The organism is Burkholderia sp. GbtcB21, assembly GCF_019091065.1.
Lineage (GTDB): Bacteria > Pseudomonadota > Gammaproteobacteria > Burkholderiales > Burkholderiaceae > Burkholderia > Burkholderia pyrrocinia_C.
This window is the reverse complement of record NZ_JAGXKA010000008.1, coordinates 102,847-122,148: the sequence shown is the minus strand read 5'-3', so window position 1 is coordinate 122,148 and position 19,302 is coordinate 102,847. Positions and strand designations below refer to the sequence as shown.

Annotated in this window: 20 protein-coding genes; 13 read left to right on the top strand and 7 right to left on the bottom strand. The window is 68.6% G+C overall.

Annotated elements, in window-relative coordinates:
• Positions 1–198 precede the first annotated feature (198 nt).
• Positions 199–1,761, top strand: a complete 1,563-nt coding sequence (locus KVT39_RS19475) for a class I adenylate-forming enzyme family protein (RefSeq protein ID WP_217590013.1) — start codon at positions 199–201, stop codon at positions 1,759–1,761.
• Positions 1,762–1,827: 66 nt separating this feature from the next.
• Here KVT39_RS19475 and xerD read toward each other — a convergent pair whose 3' ends face one another.
• From xerD to queG, 3 genes are all read right to left on the bottom strand, one after another.
• Positions 1,828–2,778, bottom strand: coding sequence for a site-specific tyrosine recombinase XerD (xerD, locus tag KVT39_RS19470; protein WP_034178857.1), 951 nt, complete (start codon positions 2,776–2,778; stop codon positions 1,828–1,830).
• Complete coding sequence (locus KVT39_RS19465) at positions 2,778–3,245, bottom strand: methylated-DNA--[protein]-cysteine S-methyltransferase (RefSeq protein ID WP_111016246.1); 468 nt, start codon at positions 3,243–3,245, stop codon at positions 2,778–2,780. Before KVT39_RS19465 ends, xerD begins: the two co-directional genes overlap by 1 nt.
• A gap of 63 nt (positions 3,246–3,308) precedes the next feature.
• Positions 3,309–4,544 carry a tRNA epoxyqueuosine(34) reductase QueG gene (gene queG, locus KVT39_RS19460; RefSeq protein WP_217590012.1) on the bottom strand — a complete coding sequence of 412 codons (1,236 nt, stop codon included), beginning with the start codon at positions 4,542–4,544 and terminating at the stop codon, positions 3,309–3,311.
• Positions 4,545–4,561: 17 nt separating this feature from the next.
• Here queG and tsaE point away from each other — a divergent pair, with 17 nt between their 5' ends.
• Positions 4,562–5,113: a tRNA (adenosine(37)-N6)-threonylcarbamoyltransferase complex ATPase subunit type 1 TsaE gene (gene tsaE / locus KVT39_RS19455; RefSeq protein ID WP_034178860.1), complete on the top strand. Its 552-nt coding sequence runs from the start codon at positions 4,562–4,564 to the stop codon at positions 5,111–5,113.
• Entirely contained in the window at positions 5,095–6,630 is a 1,536-nt protein-coding gene (locus KVT39_RS19450) for an N-acetylmuramoyl-L-alanine amidase (RefSeq protein WP_217590011.1), read from the top strand. The genes tsaE and KVT39_RS19450 overlap by 19 nt, the downstream gene beginning before the upstream one ends.
• 54 nt (positions 6,631–6,684) lie before the next feature.
• On the opposite strand, the gene KVT39_RS19445 is transcribed toward KVT39_RS19450, so the two are convergent.
• Positions 6,685–7,563, bottom strand: a complete 879-nt coding sequence (locus KVT39_RS19445; RefSeq protein ID WP_175749070.1) for an EamA family transporter — start codon at positions 7,561–7,563, stop codon at positions 6,685–6,687.
• Positions 7,564–7,795: 232 nt separating this feature from the next.
• Here KVT39_RS19445 and KVT39_RS19440 point away from each other — a divergent pair, with 232 nt between their 5' ends.
• Both KVT39_RS19440 and trxA read left to right on the top strand, forming a co-directional pair.
• On the top strand, positions 7,796–8,677 hold the full coding sequence (locus KVT39_RS19440) for a pirin family protein (RefSeq protein WP_217590010.1): 882 nt from the start codon (positions 7,796–7,798) through the stop codon (positions 8,675–8,677).
• Positions 8,678–8,729: 52 nt separating this feature from the next.
• The gene (gene trxA / locus KVT39_RS19435; RefSeq protein WP_034178863.1) at positions 8,730–9,578 is read left to right on the top strand and encodes a thioredoxin; all 849 of its coding nucleotides are present in this window, start codon (positions 8,730–8,732) and stop codon (positions 9,576–9,578) included.
• 107 nt (positions 9,579–9,685) lie between these two features.
• Here trxA and tcdA read toward each other — a convergent pair whose 3' ends face one another.
• A complete protein-coding gene (gene tcdA / locus KVT39_RS19430) occupies positions 9,686–10,543 on the bottom strand; it encodes a tRNA cyclic N6-threonylcarbamoyladenosine(37) synthase TcdA (RefSeq protein WP_034178864.1) in 858 nt (285 codons plus the stop codon).
• Between the two features lie 128 nt (positions 10,544–10,671).
• On the opposite strand from tcdA, the gene pdxH reads away from it, so the two are divergent.
• From pdxH to KVT39_RS19415, 3 genes are all read left to right on the top strand, one after another.
• On the top strand, positions 10,672–11,316 hold the full coding sequence (pdxH, locus tag KVT39_RS19425) for a pyridoxamine 5'-phosphate oxidase (RefSeq protein ID WP_034178865.1): 645 nt from the start codon (positions 10,672–10,674) through the stop codon (positions 11,314–11,316).
• A 120-nt stretch (positions 11,317–11,436) separates the two neighbouring features.
• On the top strand, positions 11,437–12,657 hold the full coding sequence (locus tag KVT39_RS19420; RefSeq protein WP_105390061.1) for a cyclopropane-fatty-acyl-phospholipid synthase family protein: 1,221 nt from the start codon (positions 11,437–11,439) through the stop codon (positions 12,655–12,657).
• 23 nt (positions 12,658–12,680) lie between these two features.
• On the top strand, positions 12,681–13,982 hold the full coding sequence (locus KVT39_RS19415; protein ID WP_217590009.1) for a DUF72 domain-containing protein: 1,302 nt from the start codon (positions 12,681–12,683) through the stop codon (positions 13,980–13,982).
• A gap of 33 nt (positions 13,983–14,015) precedes the next feature.
• On the opposite strand, the gene msrA is transcribed toward KVT39_RS19415, so the two are convergent.
• Positions 14,016–14,576: a peptide-methionine (S)-S-oxide reductase MsrA gene (msrA, locus tag KVT39_RS19410; RefSeq protein WP_034178868.1), complete on the bottom strand. Its 561-nt coding sequence runs from the start codon at positions 14,574–14,576 to the stop codon at positions 14,016–14,018.
• A gap of 18 nt (positions 14,577–14,594) precedes the next feature.
• Here msrA and KVT39_RS19405 point away from each other — a divergent pair, with 18 nt between their 5' ends.
• The 4 genes from KVT39_RS19405 to KVT39_RS19390 all read left to right on the top strand — a co-directional run bounded on the left by KVT39_RS19405 (position 14,595) and on the right by KVT39_RS19390 (position 18,036).
• Positions 14,595–14,762 carry a hypothetical protein gene (locus KVT39_RS19405; protein ID WP_165948103.1) on the top strand — a complete coding sequence of 56 codons (168 nt, stop codon included), beginning with the start codon at positions 14,595–14,597 and terminating at the stop codon, positions 14,760–14,762.
• A gap of 393 nt (positions 14,763–15,155) precedes the next feature.
• Positions 15,156–16,562, top strand: a complete 1,407-nt coding sequence (locus KVT39_RS19400; protein ID WP_105390059.1) for a selenium-binding protein SBP56-related protein — start codon at positions 15,156–15,158, stop codon at positions 16,560–16,562.
• Entirely contained in the window at positions 16,559–17,224 is a 666-nt protein-coding gene (locus KVT39_RS19395; RefSeq protein WP_175961924.1) for a hypothetical protein, read from the top strand. The genes KVT39_RS19400 and KVT39_RS19395 overlap by 4 nt, the downstream gene beginning before the upstream one ends.
• Positions 17,225–17,526: 302 nt before the next feature.
• Positions 17,527–18,036, top strand: a complete 510-nt coding sequence (locus tag KVT39_RS19390; RefSeq protein ID WP_034178871.1) for a flavin reductase family protein — start codon at positions 17,527–17,529, stop codon at positions 18,034–18,036.
• Here the strand turns inward: KVT39_RS19390 and KVT39_RS19385 are convergent.
• Positions 18,023–18,523: an Lrp/AsnC family transcriptional regulator gene (locus KVT39_RS19385; RefSeq protein WP_006477992.1), complete on the bottom strand. Its 501-nt coding sequence runs from the start codon at positions 18,521–18,523 to the stop codon at positions 18,023–18,025. The two genes, KVT39_RS19390 and KVT39_RS19385, sit on opposite strands and share 14 nt — an antisense overlap.
• Positions 18,524–18,653: 130 nt before the next feature.
• Here KVT39_RS19385 and kynB point away from each other — a divergent pair, with 130 nt between their 5' ends.
• Entirely contained in the window at positions 18,654–19,295 is a 642-nt protein-coding gene (kynB, locus tag KVT39_RS19380; protein ID WP_034178872.1) for an arylformamidase, read from the top strand.
• Positions 19,296–19,302: the final 7 nt, after the last annotated feature.

Here is a 19,302-nt window from a genome sequence, read left to right as displayed (position 1 = left end):
GCGCCCGCGCCGGCGGTATACTCGCGGCCCGTTTTCCGCCGGGCGGCCCGCGGCGTCGCCGTGGCGATTCCGCCCATCATCATTGCAGACATCGCGAAACGCTATTGCCCGTTTGGCCGATTGTGGCGCGTGCATCGTCATGGCACGATCGTTCGCAAACATCGTCACGCCGCCGCCCGCCCCTTTTCTGGAGACGCCATGCCCTCGCCCATCCGCTCTTCCGAGTCGCTCGACGTCGATGCGCTGCTCGCCGCGCTGCCTAACCGCATCGCCGACGTGCCCGCGCGCTGGGCCACGCGGGCGCCCGCGCATCCGGCGCTGATCGAGGACGCGCGCCGCCTGTCGTACGGCGACTTGTCGCAGGCCGTCGATGCGGCGGCCGCACGGCTCGCGAGCCTCGGCGTGCAAGGCGGCGACCGCGTGATGATCGTCGCGGAAAACTGCGTCGCGCAGATCGTGCTGCTGTTCGCGGTCGCCCGCGTCGATGCGTGGGCGCTCGTGTCGAACGCGCGGCTGTCTGCCGGCGAACTCGATGCGATCGCCGCGCACGCGCGTCCGAAGCTGATCGCGTTCGCGACGGACGCGTCGCCCGACGCACGTGCCCACGCGGCGCGGCTCGGCGCGACACCCGCCGGCGCGCTGCCGGTCGACATCGGCACATGGTCGTATCGCGTCGATGCGAGCGCGCCTGCCGAACCGGTGGCCGCCGACGGTGCCGCGCAATGCGCGGCGCTGATCTACACGACCGGCACGACCGGCACGCCGAAAGGCGTGATGCTGTCGCACCGCAACCTGCTGTTCATCGCGGCGACGTCGAGCACGCTGCGCCGCGTGTCGCCGGACGACGTCGTCTATACGGTGCTGCCCGTGTCGCACGTGTACGGGCTCGCGTCGGTCTGCCTCGGCAGCCTGTACGCAGGCGCGACGCTGCGGCTCGCACCGCGCTTTGCGCCGGAGGCCGTGCGCATCGCGCTCGCCGACGAAGGCGTCACGATCTTCCAGGGTGTGCCCGCGATGCACGCGAAGCTGCTCGAACACCTGCACACGCACGGCCACGCGTGGCACGCGCCGCGCCTGCGCTTCGCGTATTCGGGCGGCTCGCCGCTCGATGCGAACCTGAAGGCGCGCGTCGAGCGCGTGTACGGCGTGCCGCTGCACAACGGCTACGGGATGACCGAAAGCAGCCCGACCATCACGCAGACGCCGCTCGACGCGCCGCGCGCCGACAGCTCGGTCGGCGTGCCGATTCCGGGCGTCGACATGCGGATCGTCGCGCCGGACGGCACCGACGTGCCGCAAGGCGAAGTCGGCGAGATCCGCGTGCGCGGGCCGAACGTGATGCTCGGCTACTACCGCAACGCGGACGCCACGCGCGCGGCCGTGTCGCCGGACGGCTGGCTGAGCACCGGCGATCTCGCGCGGCAGGACGCGGACGGCGCGGTGACGATCGCGGGCCGCAGCAAGGAACTGATCATCCGGTCCGGCTTCAACGTGTATCCGGTCGAAGTCGAGCAGGTGCTGAACGCGCATCCGGACGTCGTGCAGGCGGCCGTCATCGGCCGCGCGGTCGAAGGCAACGAGGAAGTGCTCGCATTCGTCGAGCTGGTGCCGGGTGCGGCGGCCAACGAAGCGGCGTTGCATGCATGGTGCGCGGAGCGATTGGCGCCTTACAAACGCCCTGCTCACATCCGCGTGCTCGACGCGTTACCGGCCGCATCGACCGGCAAGGTGCTGAAGCACAAGCTGCGCGACCTGGCCTGACGCCAGCCGGCCGGCAGGCGCGCGCAGCGAAGAACGCGCCGTGCCGGAATCGCGCGCCCCCGTGCGCTAGCCGCGCGGATGGTGTTGCGCGTGCAGCGTCCTCAGCCGCTCGCGCGCGACGTGCGTATAGATCTGCGTGGTCGAGATGTCGCTGTGGCCGAGCAGCAACTGCACGACGCGCAGGTCGGCGCCGTGGTTCAGCAGGTGCGTCGCGAACGCATGCCGCAGCGTGTGCGGCGACAGGTGCGCGCGCACGTCGGCCTGCTGCGCGTGGCGCTTGATGATGTTCCAGAACTGCTGGCGCGTCATTCCGTCGCCGCGCGCGGTCACGAACAGCGCGTCGGCCGCGCGTGCGCCGAGCAGCGCCGGCCGCGCATTGCGCAGATAGCGCTCGATCCAGCCGTGCGCGACTTCGCCGAACGGCACGAGCCGCTCCTTCGAGCCCTTGCCCATCACGCGCACGACGCCCTCGTTGAGGCCGACCTCGACGGTCTTCAGCGTCACGAGCTCGCTCACGCGCAGCCCGCTCGCGTACATCAGCTCGAGCATCGTGCGATCGCGCAGGCCAAGCGGCGTGTCGATGTCGGGCGCACCGAGCAGCGCCTCGACCTGCGCCTCGGACAATGTCGACGGGAACCGGGCCGCCTGTTTCGCGGACGTGATCCGCAGCGTCGGGTCCGCGCTCGCGCGATGCTCGCGCACGGCCCAGCCGTAATAGCGACGGAACACCGACAGCCGCCGGTTCGACGACGTCGCCTTGCCGTCGCTGCGCGCGGCAATGTAGCCCGTCACCATCGCCTCGTCGGCCGAATCGAGCGGCGCGTCGTGCGTCGCGGCCAGCCATCGGGAAAACAGCACCAGATCGCGCCGGTACGCGTCGAGCGTGTTGCGCGACAGCCCGTGCTCGAGCCACAGCGCATCGCAGAACACGTCGATCGACGCGCGGCTCGCAAGCAGCGCGGGCGATGCCGCGGCGGCATCGTCGTCGGCTTCGGGGGAAATCAGCGGTTCGCTCATCAGTACGGCACGCCTTCGTGCGCCAGCAGCCAGCGCTTCACTTTCTGGTAATAACCGTTGTCGTCGTGGTTCGCGAAGCCGCCGAGGCCGCCTGCCGCGACGACGCGATGGCACGGGATCACGAGCGGGAAGTAGTTCGCGCCGCACGCCTGGCCGACCGCGCGCGGCGCGCTGCCGATCCGCTTCGCGACCTGCCCGTAGGTCAGCACCGTGCCGGGCGGGATATCGCTGATCACGTCCCACACGCGGTGCTGGAACGCGCTGCCGACTTCGGCGAGCGGCAGGTCGAAGCGCGCCGACGCACGCTCGAAATAACGTTCGATCTGCTTGACCGCGCGCTTCGCGAGCGGCGAATCCGGCTCGACCGACTTCACCGATTCGGGCAGATAGACGATCTCGCGCACCACCGCGGCGTCCGTGCGGATGCCGACCTTGCCGAACGGCGCGTCGATGACTGCATTGAACATTGCCCTCTCCTGAGCGATGGATGGCGCGGCACCGCCGCGCGCCGACGACACTTTACGCCGCCTTCACGCGGCGCGCAGCGCCCATTCGACATGCTCGCGCACGACCGGCGACGGATCGTCGGCCCGCGCGCGCAACGCGGCGACGATCGCGTCGCGCGCCTGCGGCGAAAGCCGGTCGGCGCTCGCGCGCAGCGCATTGCCGAGCCCGACCGCGAGATTGCGCAGCCAGCTTTCGTAACCGATGCGCCGGATCGCGCTGCCCTGCATCCGCGTATCGAACGCTTCCGCATCCCACCCGAACAGCTCGACGAGCGTCGCGCGGTCGAGGCCGTGCCGCACGTCGAAATCGGCCACCGGCGCGGCCTGCGCGAACTTGTTCCACGGGCACACGAGCTGGCAGTCGTCGCAGCCGTACACGCGATTGCCGATCATCGGCCGTAGTGGCTCGGGAATGCTGCCTTTCAGCTCGATCGTCAGGTACGAGATGCAGCGGCGCGCATCGACGCGGTACGGCTCGACGATCGCGCCGGTCGGGCACGCGTCGATGCAGCGCGTGCAACTGCCGCAATGCGCGCCCGGGGTCTCGGGTGCGGTATCGGGCGACGTGTGCGCGTCGGTCGGCAGCGGAATATCGACGTAGATCTCGCCGAGGAAGAACAGCGAACCCGCATCGCGCTGCAGCAGCAGCGTGTGCTTGCCGCGCCAGCCGACGCCGGCCTTCTGCGCGAGCTCGACCTCGAGCACGGGCGCCGAGTCGGTGAACACGCGGTAGCCGAACGCGCCGATCTCGTGCTCGATGCGCTCCGCGAGCGTCTGCAGCCGGTTGCGCAGCACCTTGTGATAGTCGCGGCCGCGCGCATAGATCGACACGACGGCCGCCTGCGGATCGTCGAGCCGCGCCCGTTCGCGTGCGCGCCAGTCGTGCGGCGCGAGCGCACCGGGCACATCGCCGGGCGCGCCAGGGGCGAGCGTTTCGGCCGGCAGGTAGGCGAGTCGCACGGAAATCACGCGTCGCGTACCGGCCACAAGTTCGGCCGGCCGCGCGCGTTTCATCCCATGTTTCGCCATATAATCCATTTCGCCGTGGTATCCGGCTTCCAGCCAGGCGGCGAGGCCTGCTTCGGCATCCGAGAGATCGGTATCGCTGATGCCGATCGCCCCGAAACCCAATTCGCGCCCCCACGCCCTGATGCGCGCGGCGAGCGCAGTCAAGGCCGCATCGTCGAGCGCGCACGGCGCCGCGCCTTCGGCATGAGTCGAAGGCCTGTCGGATGCGGCGAGTTCCGGTAATCGGTTCATCGCACTATTTTACGAGAATGCCAGCCACGTCCCATACGCCTCATGCCGCCACGCTGCCCGCCCCGCTCGCGGAGCGCGTGATCGCGCTCGCCGACGAAGCGGCGACCGAGGCCTTCGGCACCCGCTTCGCGCATGCGCTCGACGCGGCGCGCCTCGATCTCGCCCGCGCGCATGCGTTCGACGGGCTGCAGATCCAGCTGGTCGGCGATCTCGGCGCGGGCAAGACGACCCTCGTGCGCGCGATCCTGCGCGGCCTCGGCCACCAGGGCCGCGTGCGCAGCCCGACCTATACGCTCGTCGAGCCGTACGCGCTCGAACGCAGCGATGGGGAACTTGAGGTCTATCACTTCGATCTGTATCGATTCAACGATCCGGCCGAATGGTCCGACGCAGGCTTTCGCGAATATTTCAATTCCAGCGCGATCTGCCTCGTCGAATGGCCGCAACAGGCGGGCGTGCTGCTCGGCGTGCCCGACCTGGTTTTCTCGCTCGACGTGGATGGCGACGGCCGCGCCCTCACCGTCCGGGCGTACAGCGCTTCAGGAAAGGCATGTCTCGAAAGATGTTGATCAAACCGTTCCGCTCGATCGAATCGGCGGCCACCGCGACGCATAACTGGCGGCGCCGCCAGATCCTGCGCGCGGGCGCGTCGACGCTGGTGCTCGGCCTCGTCGCGCCGCGGCTCGCGCACGCGTCATCGGTGCTCGGCGTGCGCGTGTGGCCCGCGCGCGATTACACGCGCGTCACGATCGAATCCGACCAGCCGCTGCAGAATAGCCAACAACTGCTGCAGGGTCCCGACCGTCTCGTCGTCGACCTGAACGGCCTCGATCTCGACCAGGCGCTGCGCGACCTCGTGTCGAAGATCGCGCCGAACGATCCGCAGATCCAGTCGGTGCGCGTCGGCCAGTATCAGCCGCACGTCGTGCGGATGGTGTTCGACCTGAAAGGCTCGGTGAAGCCGCAGGTGTTCACGCTGCCGCCGGTCGGCACCTACAAGTACCGGCTCGTGTTCGACCTGTATCCGGCCGTCGCGCCCGATCCGCTGACCGACCTGATCGCGCAGACGGAACGCAAGGAACAGGCGCTCAACGACACGGCGCGCGCGCAGCAGATGCAGCCGCCGAGCGCGCTGAACGGGCCGGCCACGCCGCCCGTCGCGGGCAACGACAACAGCGACGCGTTCTTCCAGCGCTTCGCGCAGAACACGCCGGGCACACCGCACACGCCGCCGGCTGCCGGCACGCCCGCGACGCCCGCGAAGCCCGCGAAGCCGGCCGTCAAGCCGCCGCCCGTCATCGCGCGCCGCGACGACAGCGACGACGACGGCGACACCTACAAGTTCACCGCACCGAAATCCGGCAAGGGCGGCACCGTGCGCCTGCTGACGGTCGCGATCGATCCGGGCCACGGCGGCGAGGATCCGGGCGCGATCGGCGGCGGCGGCACGTACGAGAAGCACATCGCGCTCGACATCGCGAAGAAGCTGCGCGCGAAGATCGACGGCGCGCCGAACATGCGCGCGATGATGACGCGCGACGCCGACTTCTTCGTGCCGCTGAACGTGCGCGTGCAGAAGGCGCGCCGCGTCGGCGCCGATCTCTTCGTGTCGATCCACGCGGACGCGTTCACGACGCCGTCCGCGCGCGGCTCGTCGGTGTTCGCGCTATCCGATCACGGCGCGTCGAGCGCCGCGGCGCGCTGGCTCGCGAACAAGGAGAATTCGTCGGACCTGATCGGCGGCATCAACATCAAGACGCAGGACGCGGCCGTGAGCCGCGCGCTGTTCGACATGTCGACGACCGCTCAGATCCGCGATTCGATGCGCTACGGCAACTACGTGCTGAAGGAAGTCGGCGGCATCAACAAGCTGCACAAGGGCTCGGTCGAGCAGGCCGGGTTCGCGGTGCTGAAGGCGCCCGACATTCCGTCGATCCTCGTCGAGACCGCGTTCATCAGCAACCCGGACGAAGAGCGCAGGCTCAACGACGACAGCTATCGCGACGAGATGGCCGACGCGATCTTCCGCGGCATCAAGCGTTATTTCGCCGCGAATCCGCCGCTCGCGAAGAACCGGATGGCCTGACGGCCGTACCCGGCCACCCCGCCCCGCCGCCGGCACGCAGCGCGTGCCGGCGCGTCACGACGCCGCAAAGCGGCGCATCAGTTTCCCGCCGAACACGTTCACCGCGAGCCCGCCCATCACGAGCGCCGCGCCGATCAGTTGCGCGCGCGTCAGGTGCTCGTCGAGCAGCAGCGCCGACGACGCGAGCCCGACGATCGGCACCAGCAGCGAAAATTGCGCGACCTGCGCGGCCGGGTAGCGCGACATCAGGCGGCTCCACAGTCCGTAGCCGAGCAGCGTCGCGACGAACGCGAGATAGACGACCGCGAAGATCGACGCACCGTCGAGCCCGGCGAGCGCGGTCGCGATCCGCTGCGGCCCCTCGAACCATAGCGACAGCAGGAAGAACGGCACGGGCGGCACGAGGCTCGCCCACACGACGAGCGACACGAGGTTCGCTTTCCCGACCTTCTTCGTGACGATGTTGCCGAACGCCCACATCGCGGCCGAACAGATCGTCAGCAGGAAACCCGCGAGCGTCATCGCGCGGCCGCCCTGCGCCGCGATCACGACGAGCCCGCCCGCGGCGATCGCGAGCCCGACCAGGTTCTGCACACGCAGCCGCTCACCGAGGAACAGCATCGCGAACACCAGCGTGAAGAACGCCTGCGACTGCAGCACGAGCGACGCGAGGCCGGCCGGCATGCCGACGTACATGCCGGTGAACAGGAACACGAACTGGCCGAGCTGGATCGTCGCGCCGTACAGCAGCAGCAGGCGCCACGGAATCTGCGGCCGGCGCACGAAGAACACCGCGGGCACGGCCGCGAGCGTGAAGCGCAGCGCACCGAGCAGCATCGGCGGCATCCCGTGCAGGCCGACCTTGATCACGACGAAGTTCACGCCCCACGCCAGGATCACGACCAGCGCGAGCAGCAAGTCCTTCGGGGCCATCATCGGCGTCTCCTCGATTGTCGAATCGTTGTGCAAAGTACCCAAACCCTGTCGCTTCGCGCCAGGCCCCCTGAGGGGGTCAGGAAAACTTGGGGCGGCCCGGCGTTTTCTTGAGAAGCGCGTCAGTCTACCGGGTTTCGCCGCCCGGCCCGATACCCGCGCGGCGCGCATGGAATCGTCGGCGGGCGGCTATTACAATGACCTGCATCCCCATCGCATCACCGGACCCGCCATGACCGACTCGATCAAAGCCCTGCTGAAGCCGCACGTGCGCGACATCGGCAATCTGCAGGTGCGCCGCACGCTGCCCGCGCTCGCCGCGCGCCTCGTCGGCCCGTTCATCTTCTTCGATCACATGGGGCCCGCCACGCTGCCGGCCGGCACAGGGCTCGACGTGCGGCCGCATCCGCATATCGGGCTCGCGACCGTCACCTACCTGTTCGACGGCGCGATCCTGCACCGCGACAGCCTCGGCTCGCGGCAGGAAATCGTGCCGGGCGACGTGAACTGGATGACGGCCGGCCGCGGGATCGTCCACTCCGAACGCACGCCCGATGCGCAGCGCGCAAACGGCCACACGGTGCACGGGATCCAGACCTGGGTCGCGCTGCCGCGCGCGCACGAAACCACCGAACCGTCGTTCGAGCACCATGCGGCCGACACGCTGCCGAAGCGCGACGAAGACGGCGTGTCGCTGACGGTGATCGCCGGCGATGCGTTCGGGCTGCGCTCGCCGGTCACGACGTTCTCGCGCACGCTGTACGTCGCGGCCGAATTCGCGGCCGGCGGCCGCATCGAACTCGACGCGTCGCACGAGGAGCGCGCGGTCTACGTGGTCGACGGCGATCTCGCGATCGACGGCACGCCGGTTCCGGCCGAGCAGATGGCCGTGCTCGCGCCGGGCGCGGCGGTCACGCTGACGAGCGCCGGCGGCGCGCGCGCGATGCTGCTCGGCGGCGACAGGATCGACGGCGAGCGCTTCATCGAATGGAATTTCGTCGCCAGCAGCCGCGACGCGATCGCGCGCGCGAAGGAAGCCTGGACGCGCCAGGAAATGGGCAAGGTGCCGGGCGAGACCGAGTGGATTCCGCTGCCCGAGTCGAAGCCGCGTTGAAAAACGGGCGCGCCGCCCCCATCCTGACGATATTCGAACGGAAGAGAACGACATGGACACCACGCTTGCCACATTCGAGAAAGACGTCATCGAGGCGTCGCTGGACACGCCCGTGCTGGTCGACTTCTGGGCGCCCTGGTGCGGCCCCTGCAAGACGCTCGGCCCGCTGCTCGAAAAACTCGAAGCCGATTACGACGGCCGCTGGAAGCTCGTGAAGGTCAACGTCGACGAGAACCAGGAACTCGCCGCGCACTTCCAGACGCGCAGCATCCCGCACGTGATCGCGTTCGCGGACGGGCGCCCGGTCGACCAGTTCGTCGGCGTGCTGCCCGAAGGCCAGTTGCGCGCGTTCCTCGACCGGCTGCTGCCGGCGCCCGAGGAAGCCGAACGCCGCGCCGCGCAGTACGCGATGGCAGAATCGCGCTACGACGACGCGCTCACGCACCTCGAAGCGGCGCTCGCGCTGAACCCCGGTTTCGACGACGCGCGCCTCGACCTGATCGAACTGCTGCTCGCGAACAACCAGGTCGAAGTCGCGCGCGCCGAGGCCGAACGCCTGTCGCCGCAGATCGTGCAGGACGGCGATCCGCGCTACCAGGCGATCAAGACCCGTTTCGACGCGCTCGACGCAACGGCCGACCTGCCGCCGACCGACGCGCTCGAAGCGCGCATTGCGGCGAACCCCGGCGATCTCGACGCGCGCTTCGACCTCGCGCAGAGCCTGATCGCGCGGCGCGAGTATGAAGGCGCGCTGGAGCAGTTGCTGGAAATCGTGCTGCGCGACCGCGCGTACGGCGACGATCTCGGCCGCAAGACGATGATTTCGGTGTTCGAGCTGGCGGGCGACCGCCCCGATATCGTCGCCGGATGGCGGCGCAAGCTGAGCATGGCGCTCAACTGACGAACGACCGGCCGGGCCGCAATGGCCCGGCTGGGGCACCGTATCGCCGGCAGCGCGTGTCCCGCGCCGCAGCATGAAGCAACGCCCGCGCGTCGCCGCTCAGCAGCTCAGCCCGCGGCCTGCGCCGCGATCGCGCGCAGCGCATGCGCGGCGGCCGCGAAGCCGAAGCTCGCGGTCACGCACACGCTCGAACCGAATCCCGCACAGTTGAGCCCCGCGACGTGCGCGGCCGTGGACGGCTCCGCGCCGTCCTCGATGTCGCATGCAGCCGCTTCCGGGTAGATCAGCGGCTCGTCCGAATACACGGCGCTGACCTTGAAGCGCGCCTTCGGCCCGCGCGGAAAGCCGTGCTGCTTGCGCAACTGCGCGCGCACCTTCGACAGCAATGGATCCTGGATCGTCAGCGCGAGATCGTCGATCCGGATGCGTGTCGGGTCGAGCTGCCCGCCCGCGCCGCCGACCGTGACGAGCGGCTGCCGCTTCGCGACGCACCACGCGATCAGCGCGACCTTCGTGCGCACGCTGTCGATCGCATCGATCACGTAGTCGAAGCCGCCGCCGAGCAGCGCGTCGAAGTTGTCGGGTTCCGCGAAATCCTCGATCCGGTTCACGCGGCACGCGGGATCGATCAGCGCGATCCGCTCGGCCATCGCGTCGACCTTCGGCTTGCCGTAATTGCCGTCGAGCGCATGGATCTGCCGGTTCGTATTGCTTTCCGCGACGTTGTCGAGATCGATCAGCGTCAGCGTGCCGACCGCGCTGCGCGCGAGCGCCTCGGCCGTCCACGACCCGACGCCGCCGATCCCGATCACCGCGACGTGCGCACGCTCGAAAGCGGCGGCCGCCGGCGCGCCATACAGCCGCGCGACGCCGCCGAAACGCCGTTCGCGATCCACGTCAAGCTGGATTGTCGGGGTCGGGGTAAGATCAGAAGAACTGGGCGGGGCAGTGTCGGCAGCGGACATGGCAGCAAGGAAAACGTAAGTCGAGCAGCCCTCTATTTTGCCTGAACTCCCCGCTCCCACGTCCCACTGTGCACGCACGATTCTTGCGCGTTCGCTATACTGGCCCCAGATTGAAGCGTTTGCATAACATGACGACTCTCGCCGATCTCCGCATCAACTATTCGCGTGCTTCGCTCGACGAAGCCGATGCCGCCCCCGACCCCTTCGTCCAGTTCGACCGCTGGTTCAAGGAGGCGCTCGCCGCCAAACTGCCCGAGCCGAACACGATGACGCTCGCGACCGTCGGCGCCGACGGCCGGCCGTCGGCCCGGATCGTGCTCATCAAGGGCGTCGACGAACGCGGGTTCGTCTTTTTCACCAATTACGAAAGCCGCAAGGGGCACGACCTCGCCGCGCATCCGCAAGCGGCGCTGCTGTTCTACTGGATCGAGCTCGAGCGCCAGGTGCGCATCGAAGGCCGGATCGAGAAAACCAGCGCCGAAGAAAGCGACCGCTATTTCGCGTCGCGCCCGCTCGGTTCGCGCATCGGCGCATGGGCGTCCGACCAGAGCGCGGTGATCGACAGCCGCGCGACGCTCGAAGCGCGCGAGAAGGCCGTCAGCGAACGCTACGGCGACGCCCCGCCGCGCCCGCCGCACTGGGGCGGCTACCGCCTCGTGCCCGACGCGATCGAGTTCTGGCAGGGGCGCCCGTCGCGGCTGCACGACCGTCTGCTCTATACGCGCGACGCCGACACGTCGCCGGGCTGGACGATTTCGCGCCTGTCGCCGTAAGCGCGGCGCAGGCGCACGCCGGTCGTGTCTCGTATTGCATCCGGGCGCCCGCGCCGCAAGCGGCGGGCGCCGTCAAGATACTTGGCTGTATTCGATTCAACGAACAAACGGAGAATCCAAATGTTCTGGGAAAAGAAGCTGGCACAGTGGGCGGACGAAGTACGGGCGAAAGCGAACATACCGGCGCGCCTCGTGCTGTGGAACGGCGAGCAACTCGATTTCGGCACCTTCAGCGCGCCGCAGGTCACGCTGAAGGTGAACAGCGCGTCGGCGTTGCCGCTGTTGCTCGAACCGAGCCTCGACAATCTCGGCGAGGCGTACGTGAAGGGCAAGATCGACATCGAGGGCAAGCTGTCGGACATCATCAACATCGGCTACTCGCTCGCGCGCAACACGGTGACGAGCGCGAGCAAGCTCGCGCGCGTGAAGCGCTACTTCAATCACACGAAGAACACCGACAAGAAGGCGATCCAGTACCACTACGACGTCTCGAACGAGTTCTACAAGCTGTGGCTCGACGAGAACATGGTGTACTCGTGCGCGTACTTCGAGAACGGCGACGAGGATCTCGCCACCGCGCAGATCAAGAAGATCGACCACATCCTCACGAAAATCCAGTTGCAGCCGGGCCAGCGCCTGCTCGACATCGGCTGCGGCTGGGGCGCGCTCGTGCTGCGCGCCGCGCAGAAGTTCGGCGCGACGTGTCTCGGCGTGACGCTGTCGCAGAACCAGTTCGACCTCGCGACCGCGCGCGTGAAGGCCGCGGGACTGGAAGACAAGATCGAGATCCGCCTGCAGGACTACCGCGAAATCGACGGCCAGTTCGACCGCATCACGAGCGTCGGGATGTTCGAGCACGTCGGCCGCAAGAACCTGCCGCTGTACTTCTCGCGGGTGCGCGAACTGCTCGCCGACGACGGCATCGCGATGAACCACGGCATCACGTCGACCGACGCGGAAAGCGGCGAAACGGCGCTCGGCGGCGGCGAGTTCATCGACCGCTACGTGTTCCCGGACGGCGAGCTGCCGCACATCAGCCTCGCGCTCGAAGCGGCGCAGCGCGGCGGGCTGGAAGCGGTTGACGTCGAAAGCCTGCGGCGGCACTATGCGCGCACGCTCGACATCTGGACGGAAAACTTCGAGGCGAAGGCCGAGGAAGCGCGAAAACTCGTCGACGACGAAAAATTCCGCATCTGGCGCGTGTATCTCGCCGGCTGCGCGTATGCGTTCGAACACGACGACGTGTCGATCTTCCAGATCGTGTGCCGCAAGGCCGGACGCAGCGCGAAAACGCTGCCGTGGTCGCGGCGCTATATGTACGAACACGCGCTGCCGCGCTAGGCGGCGCTTCACGCTGGGCATGCATGGGTGACGGCAGGACGCGGCGCAAGGCGCCGCCGGAACGACAGCAGCGCGACGACACGGACGAGTCGCACGCCGACGGACAATTCGACCTGTTCGGCGTGCCGGCGGACGCCGCACGCGCGTCGCCTCCCGCAGGCGACCCGCCCGCTGCAAACGCCGATGAACGCGTGACGTCGAACCCGCATGACGATGCGCGGCAGGCGCCACCCGCCCGCGCAGCCTCCCGCCGTTCCGACTCCGACGAACCACCGCCCGCCTCCGGCCTGCTGTGGAACGAACCGTCGCCACCGGCCGCGCCGACGAAAAAAGGCCGGCGCCAGCGCGGCGTGCCGCCCGCGCCGATCGCAGCGGACGTCGCCGATGCAGCGGCCGGCCTGCCGCCTAACGTCCGGCTCGGCACGTCGTCGTGGTACTTCCCCGGCTGGAACGGCATCGTCTACGACGGCGATTTCGCGCAGACGAAGCTGTCGCGCGAAGGGCTCGAAGCATACGGCGCACATCCGCTATTGAAGAGCGTGAGCCTCGACCGGTCGTTCTACGGCCCGCTGTCGGTGGCCGACTACCTGCGCTACGCGCAGCAGGTGCCCGACGATTTCCGTTTCGTCGTGAAGGCGCCGGCCGCCGTGACCGACGCGGTCGTGCGCGGCCGGCGCGGCGAGCCGTCGGGACCGAACCCGACCTTCCTCGACGCGCAACTCGCCACCCGGGAATTCGTGCAGCCTTGCGTCGAAGGGCTCGGCCGGAAGGCCGGCGTGCTCGTGTTCCAGTTCTCGCCGCTGCCCGATCATCTGCTCGCCGAACCGGCCGCGCTGATCGACCGGCTCGCCGCGTTCTTCGCGGCGCTGCCGCCGCTGCCGCCGGAAGCCGACGGCCCGCGCTACGCGATCGAGATCCGCGACGCGAGCCTGCTCACGCCGCGCTTCATCCGCGCGCTCGCCGCGCTCGGCGTGCGCTACTGCGTCGGCCTGCACGCGCGGATGCCCGACCCGCTGCGCCAGGCCGCCGCCCTCGCGCTGCTCGACGGCGACGCGCCGGGCCCGCTGATCGTGCGCTGGAGCCTGCACGGCGGCTTCAAGTACGAACAGGCGAAAGCGAAGTACGAACCGTTCGACAAGCTCGTCGACGAGGATCCGGCCACGCGCTCGGCGCTCGCCGAACTGGCCGCGCGCTACGCGCTGGCCGGGCAGCCGGTGATCATCACGATCAACAACAAGGCGGAAGGCTCCGCGCCGCTGTCGTGCATCGCGCTCGCGCGCGAAATCGCCGCCGCGTGCGCGCAGTGGCGCAACGAGGCGGCTTGACGTCGGGTTCGCCGGTTTCCGCCGGTCGCGCGCTTACGCGCCGCGCAGCGACTTCAGCCGGTGCGAGAACTTCTGCCGGAATTTCGCGAGCTTCGGCCCGATCACGACCGAGCAGTAGCCCTGCCCCGGGTTACGCGCGTAATAGTTCTGGTGATAGTCCTCGGCCGGCCAGTAGTTGCCGTCGAGCGGCACGACCTGCGTGACGATCGGCTGCCCGAACACCTGCTCGCGCTCCAGCTCGCTGATCACGTCCAGCGCGGTGTCGCGCTGCGCATCGGAATGCGTGAACACGACCGACCGGTACTGCGTGCCGACGTCGTTGCCCTGCCGGTTCAACTGGGTCGGATCGTGCGTCGCGAAGAAGATCTCGAGAATCTCGCGATAGCCGATGCGCGCCGGATCGAACGTCACGTTGACGACTTCCGCGTGGCCCGTGTCGCCTTCGCAGATGTCGCGATAACCGGGATTGCGCGTATGGCCGCCCGCATAGCCCGACTGGACGGCCGTCACGCCGTCGACGTCGAGAAACACGGCCTCCGTGCACCAGAAACACCCGCCTCCCAACGTCGCGGTTTCAAGCATTTCGTTCCCCATGAAATCAGACCCTCGTTGATGACAGCAGCCGGCACGCAGGTGCCGGCGCCACCGTTGCATCTCGCCGCTGCGCGTCCGTGGTACGGGACGCAGCGGCACTTCGGCAAGTATCTCACTCGCGCGCGAACCTGGCAGATCGCACAGGTGCCGCGCGCGACCGGCCACACGTTTCTCGACTACACTTAGGCACGCGTAACCGCGGCGCAAACCGTCCGGCCACGCAAAGCGTCCGATGCACGCCCGACCCTGATGCACCCATCATCTGCCGGAACATCGATATGCACGTCTTGACAGACATCGCCCGCGTCGCGGGCCCGGTCGCCGCCACGTCGCGAGCCGACGCTTCAACTTCACCTTCGCGATATCGTGCGCGCGTGTCACTCAGGGCGTCGCGATCCGGTTCATCGTCTTCACCCGCTTTCACGATCTGATGCACGGCGCCGCGCGTGTCGCCGACGCGTGCGTCCGCCTGCCGATCGCGCCCGCCGGCGAGATGCGCGCCGCGCGGCCACCTCGACCCGCACGCCCGCAGCGCACGGCCGTGCGTCAGTAGTCCGATACCACAGAGAGGGCATCACCATGAGCATGCGGCCTGACCCGACGTTTCACGCTTCGCCCGAGCTTGCGATGCAGGCGCCGGCGGAAGAGTTTGCCTATACGTTGTTGCTGAGCCCCGATTTTTCCAGACCCGACGCGCTCGCCGTGATCGACGTGAAGCCCGGCTCGCCGACCTACGGAAAGATCGTGCACACGGTGACGATGCCGAACACCGGCGACGAGTTTCACCACTTCGGCTGGAATGCGTGCTCGTCGGCGCTGTCGCCGCTGACCGGCCATGCGTTCCTCGAACGCCGCTTCCTGATCATCCCCGGCCTGCGCTCGTCGCGCATCTACGTGATCGACACGAAGCCGCATCCGACGCAGGCACGGATCCACAAGATCATCGAGCCCGAGGAGATCTTCGCGAAGACCGGTTATTCGCGGCCGCACACCGTTCACTGCGGCCCCGAGGGCATCTACGTGAGCACGCTCGGCGGCGCGGGCAAGGACGGCACCGACGGCGCGCCAGGCATCTTCATCATGGATTGCGAAACCTTCGACGTGCTCGGCCGCTGGGAGATCGATCGCGGCCCGCAGGACAAGCACTACGATTTCTGGTGGAACCTGCCGCGCGACTACATGGTGTCGAGCGAATGGGCGCTGCCGCCGCAATTCGAGAACGGCATCGTGCCCGAGGACCTGCTCGCGAACAAATACGGGCACCGGCTGCATTTCTGGGACCTGCGCGCGCGGCGCAACGTGCAGACGATCGATCTCGGCGCGCAGCACCAGATGGCGCTCGAAGTGCGGCCCGCGCACGACCCGGTGCGCGAATACGGATTCGTCGGCGTGGTGGTCGATACGACGAACCTCGAAGGCTCGATCTGGACCTGGTGGCGCGAGGACGGCAAGTTCCATGTGAAGAAGACCGCGACGATCCCGGCCGAGCCGGCCGCGGCCGACGAGTTGCCGCCGCTGCTGAAAGCGTTCGGCGCGGTGCCGCCGCTCGTGACCGACATCGACCTGTCGCTCGACGATCGCTTCCTCTACGTGTCGTGCTGGGGCACCGGCGAGATGCGCCAGTACGACGTGTCGGATCCGCATAACCCGGTGCTCGCGGGGTCGGTGCGGATCGGCGGCATCGTGCGCCGCGCGCCGCACACGAACGGCCGCGCGTTCGCGGGCGGCCCGCAGATGGTCGAGATCAGCCGCGACGGCCGGCGCGTGTACTGGACCAACTCGCTTTATTCGACATGGGACGACCAGTTCTATCCGGACGGCGTGCCCGCCGCGCAGGTGCTCGCACATGCGGGGCCGGACGGCGGGCTGACGCTCGCCGATGATTACTGGGTCGAGTTCCCCGACGGCTATCGCGCGCACCAGATCCGGCTCGAAGGCGGCGACTGCTCGACCGACTCGTTCTGCTACCCGTCGGTCAAGCGTTGAACACCGGACTTCACGCGCAGTTCGCGCTGTGGGCGGCCGTGCTCGCGAGCGGCGTGTATCACGGGCTCAATCCCGCGATGGGCTGGCCGCTCGCGGTGTCGAACGCGCTGATGACGCGCCGCGGCGGCGCGCTCGTCGCGGCGCTCGGCTATCTCGCGCTCGGCCATGCGCTCGCGGTATTCGCGGTGATGCTGCCGTTCGGGCTGCTCGCGGCGCTGCTCGCGTGGCAGTCGGCGATCCGGATCGGCGCGAGCGCGCTCGTGATCGGCTTCGGCGCCGTGCTGCTGATCCGGCGCCGGCATCCGCGTGCGCTCGCGCGGATCCCGCCGGCGCGGCTCGGCCTGTGGTCGTTCGCGGTCGCGATCGCGCACGGCGCGGGGCTGATGCTGGTGCCGATCTACCTCGGGCTTTGCGGTCTCGACATGGATGCCGGCCACCGCGCGGCGGCCACGCTCGTCGATGCGCATCTCGGGATGGCGCTCGTCGTCGCGGCCGTGCATGCGGCCGCGATGATCGCCGCCGGCGGCGGGCTCGCGTGGCTCGTGTACCGCTATCTCGGGCTGAAGTTCGTGTCGCGGAGCTGGTTCAATCTCGATGCGGTGTGGGCATCGAGCCTGATCGTGACGGGTGCGCTGTCGCTCGGGCTGGCGGCGACGCAATAGCGCGGGCGTCGATGGCGCGCATGGCGGATCGGCAGGTGGACAGGCCGGCGGCACCGCACAAAAACGCGACAGAACGGCCATGCCGACCGCGCGCCATCGTGAACCCGGCAGCGCGTTGCAGTGTTCGTTACGTCACGCTACCCCCGCGATGTGCCGTCCGGCCGGGTCCGGCGGCCCCGATTCCGCTAAAATCGGGCCATGCGCACCACTTCCCAATCGACCGCCTTGTCGCCTTTCGTCCGCCGCGCCCGTCGCACCCGCGTCGCGCCGCGCCCGCCCGTTTCGTTCCGGATGGCCGCCCGATGAGCCGCGCCAACCCGCCGGATTTCGATGCGGCCGCCTTCCGCCAGGCACTCGGCCAGTTCGCGACGGGCGTGACGGTGATCACGACGCGCGCACCGTCCGGGCAACTGATCGGCATCACCGCCAGCTCGTTCAACTCGGTATCGCTCGATCCGCCGCTCGTGCTGTGGAGCCTCGCGCACAAATCGGCGTCGACGCCCGTGTTTCGCGGCAACAGTCATTACGTGGTGAACGTGCTTGCGGCGTCGCAACTCGACCTGTGCAAGCGCTTCTCGACCTACAAGGGCGACCGCTTCGAAGGAATCGCGCATGTGGCCGGCAACTCGGGGATGCCCGTGCTCGACGGCGCGCTCGCGTGGTTCGAATGCCATAACCGCAGCCGCTACGACGAAGGCGACCACGTGATCTTCGTCGGCGAAGTGGAACGCTGCGGCGTGCGCGCCGCTTCGGACGAGACACCGCCGCTCGTGTTCCACGGCGGCGGCTTCCACGGCCTTACACCGCTTTGATCGCGCCCGTGCGCGCCAGCCCGACCGGCGCGCCGGCTTCGTCCTTCAACGTCTGCAGCACGATGTTCGAACGGATGTCCATCACGCCGGGCGCCTTGTAGAGCCGGTTCAGCACGAAATCCGAATAGTGCTTGAGGTTGTGCGCGAGCACGCGCAGCAGATAGTGGCTCTCGCCCGTCACGACGAACGCGCCGACCACCTCGGGCCATTCGCGCAGCGCTTCCGCGAAGCGCTCGTGCCATTGATTCTCTTCGTTGCGCATCGATACCTGCACGAACGCCTCGAGCTCGAAGCCGAGCTTCTCGCGGCTCAGGCACGCGCGATAGTGCTCGATCACGCCCTGCTCCTCGAGCAGGCGCATGCGGCGCAGGCAGGCGGACGGCGAAAGCGAAATCCGCTCCGCCAGGTCGAGATTGCTGATTCTGCCCTCCTCCTGCAATACCGCCAGAATCCGGCAGTCGGTGGCATCGAGCGTGATCGCGTGCATTTTTGGTCCCCGTTTTCCCTCTCAGTCGAATTATCTGCCAATCCGGCGGATTGTCCATGTTTATTTCGCAAGCACTTTCTGCGAGCGTCCACCTATCATTCGAAGCATCGACTCACCGCTTCGTCGTGCCATGGACACACTCTGGGACATCTCGCCGCCTGTCAGCCCCGCCACTCCCGTATGGCCGGGTGATACGCCGGTTTCCGTCGAACGCGTGTGGCGGATGGAGGCCGGCTCGCCGGTCAACGTCGCGCGCCTGACGCTGTCGCCGCATACGGGCGCGCACTGCGACGCGCCGCTGCACTACGACGCCGACGGCGCGCCGATCGGCGCCGTGCCGCTCGACACCTATCTCGGCCCGTGCCGCGTGATCCATTGCATCGGCGCATCGCCCGTCGTGCAGCCGGCCGATATCGCGGCCGCGCTCGACGGCGTGCCGCCGCGCGTGCTGCTGCGCACCTGTGCGCAAGCGCCGGTCGCGCAATGGGACCCCGGCTTCTGCGCAGTCGCGCCCGAAGCGATCGACCTGCTCGCCGCGCATGGCGTGAAGCTGATCGGCATCGACACGCCGTCGCTCGACCCGCAGGAATCGAAGACGATGGACGCGCATCACCGCGTGCGTGCGCACCGGATGGCGATCCTCGAAGGCATCGTGCTCGACGACGTGCCGCCCGGCGACTACGAACTGATCGCACTGCCGCTGAAGTTCGCGACGCTCGACGCAAGCCCCGTGCGCGCGGTGCTGCGCGCGCTGCCCGCGCGTGCTTCCTGATTACCCC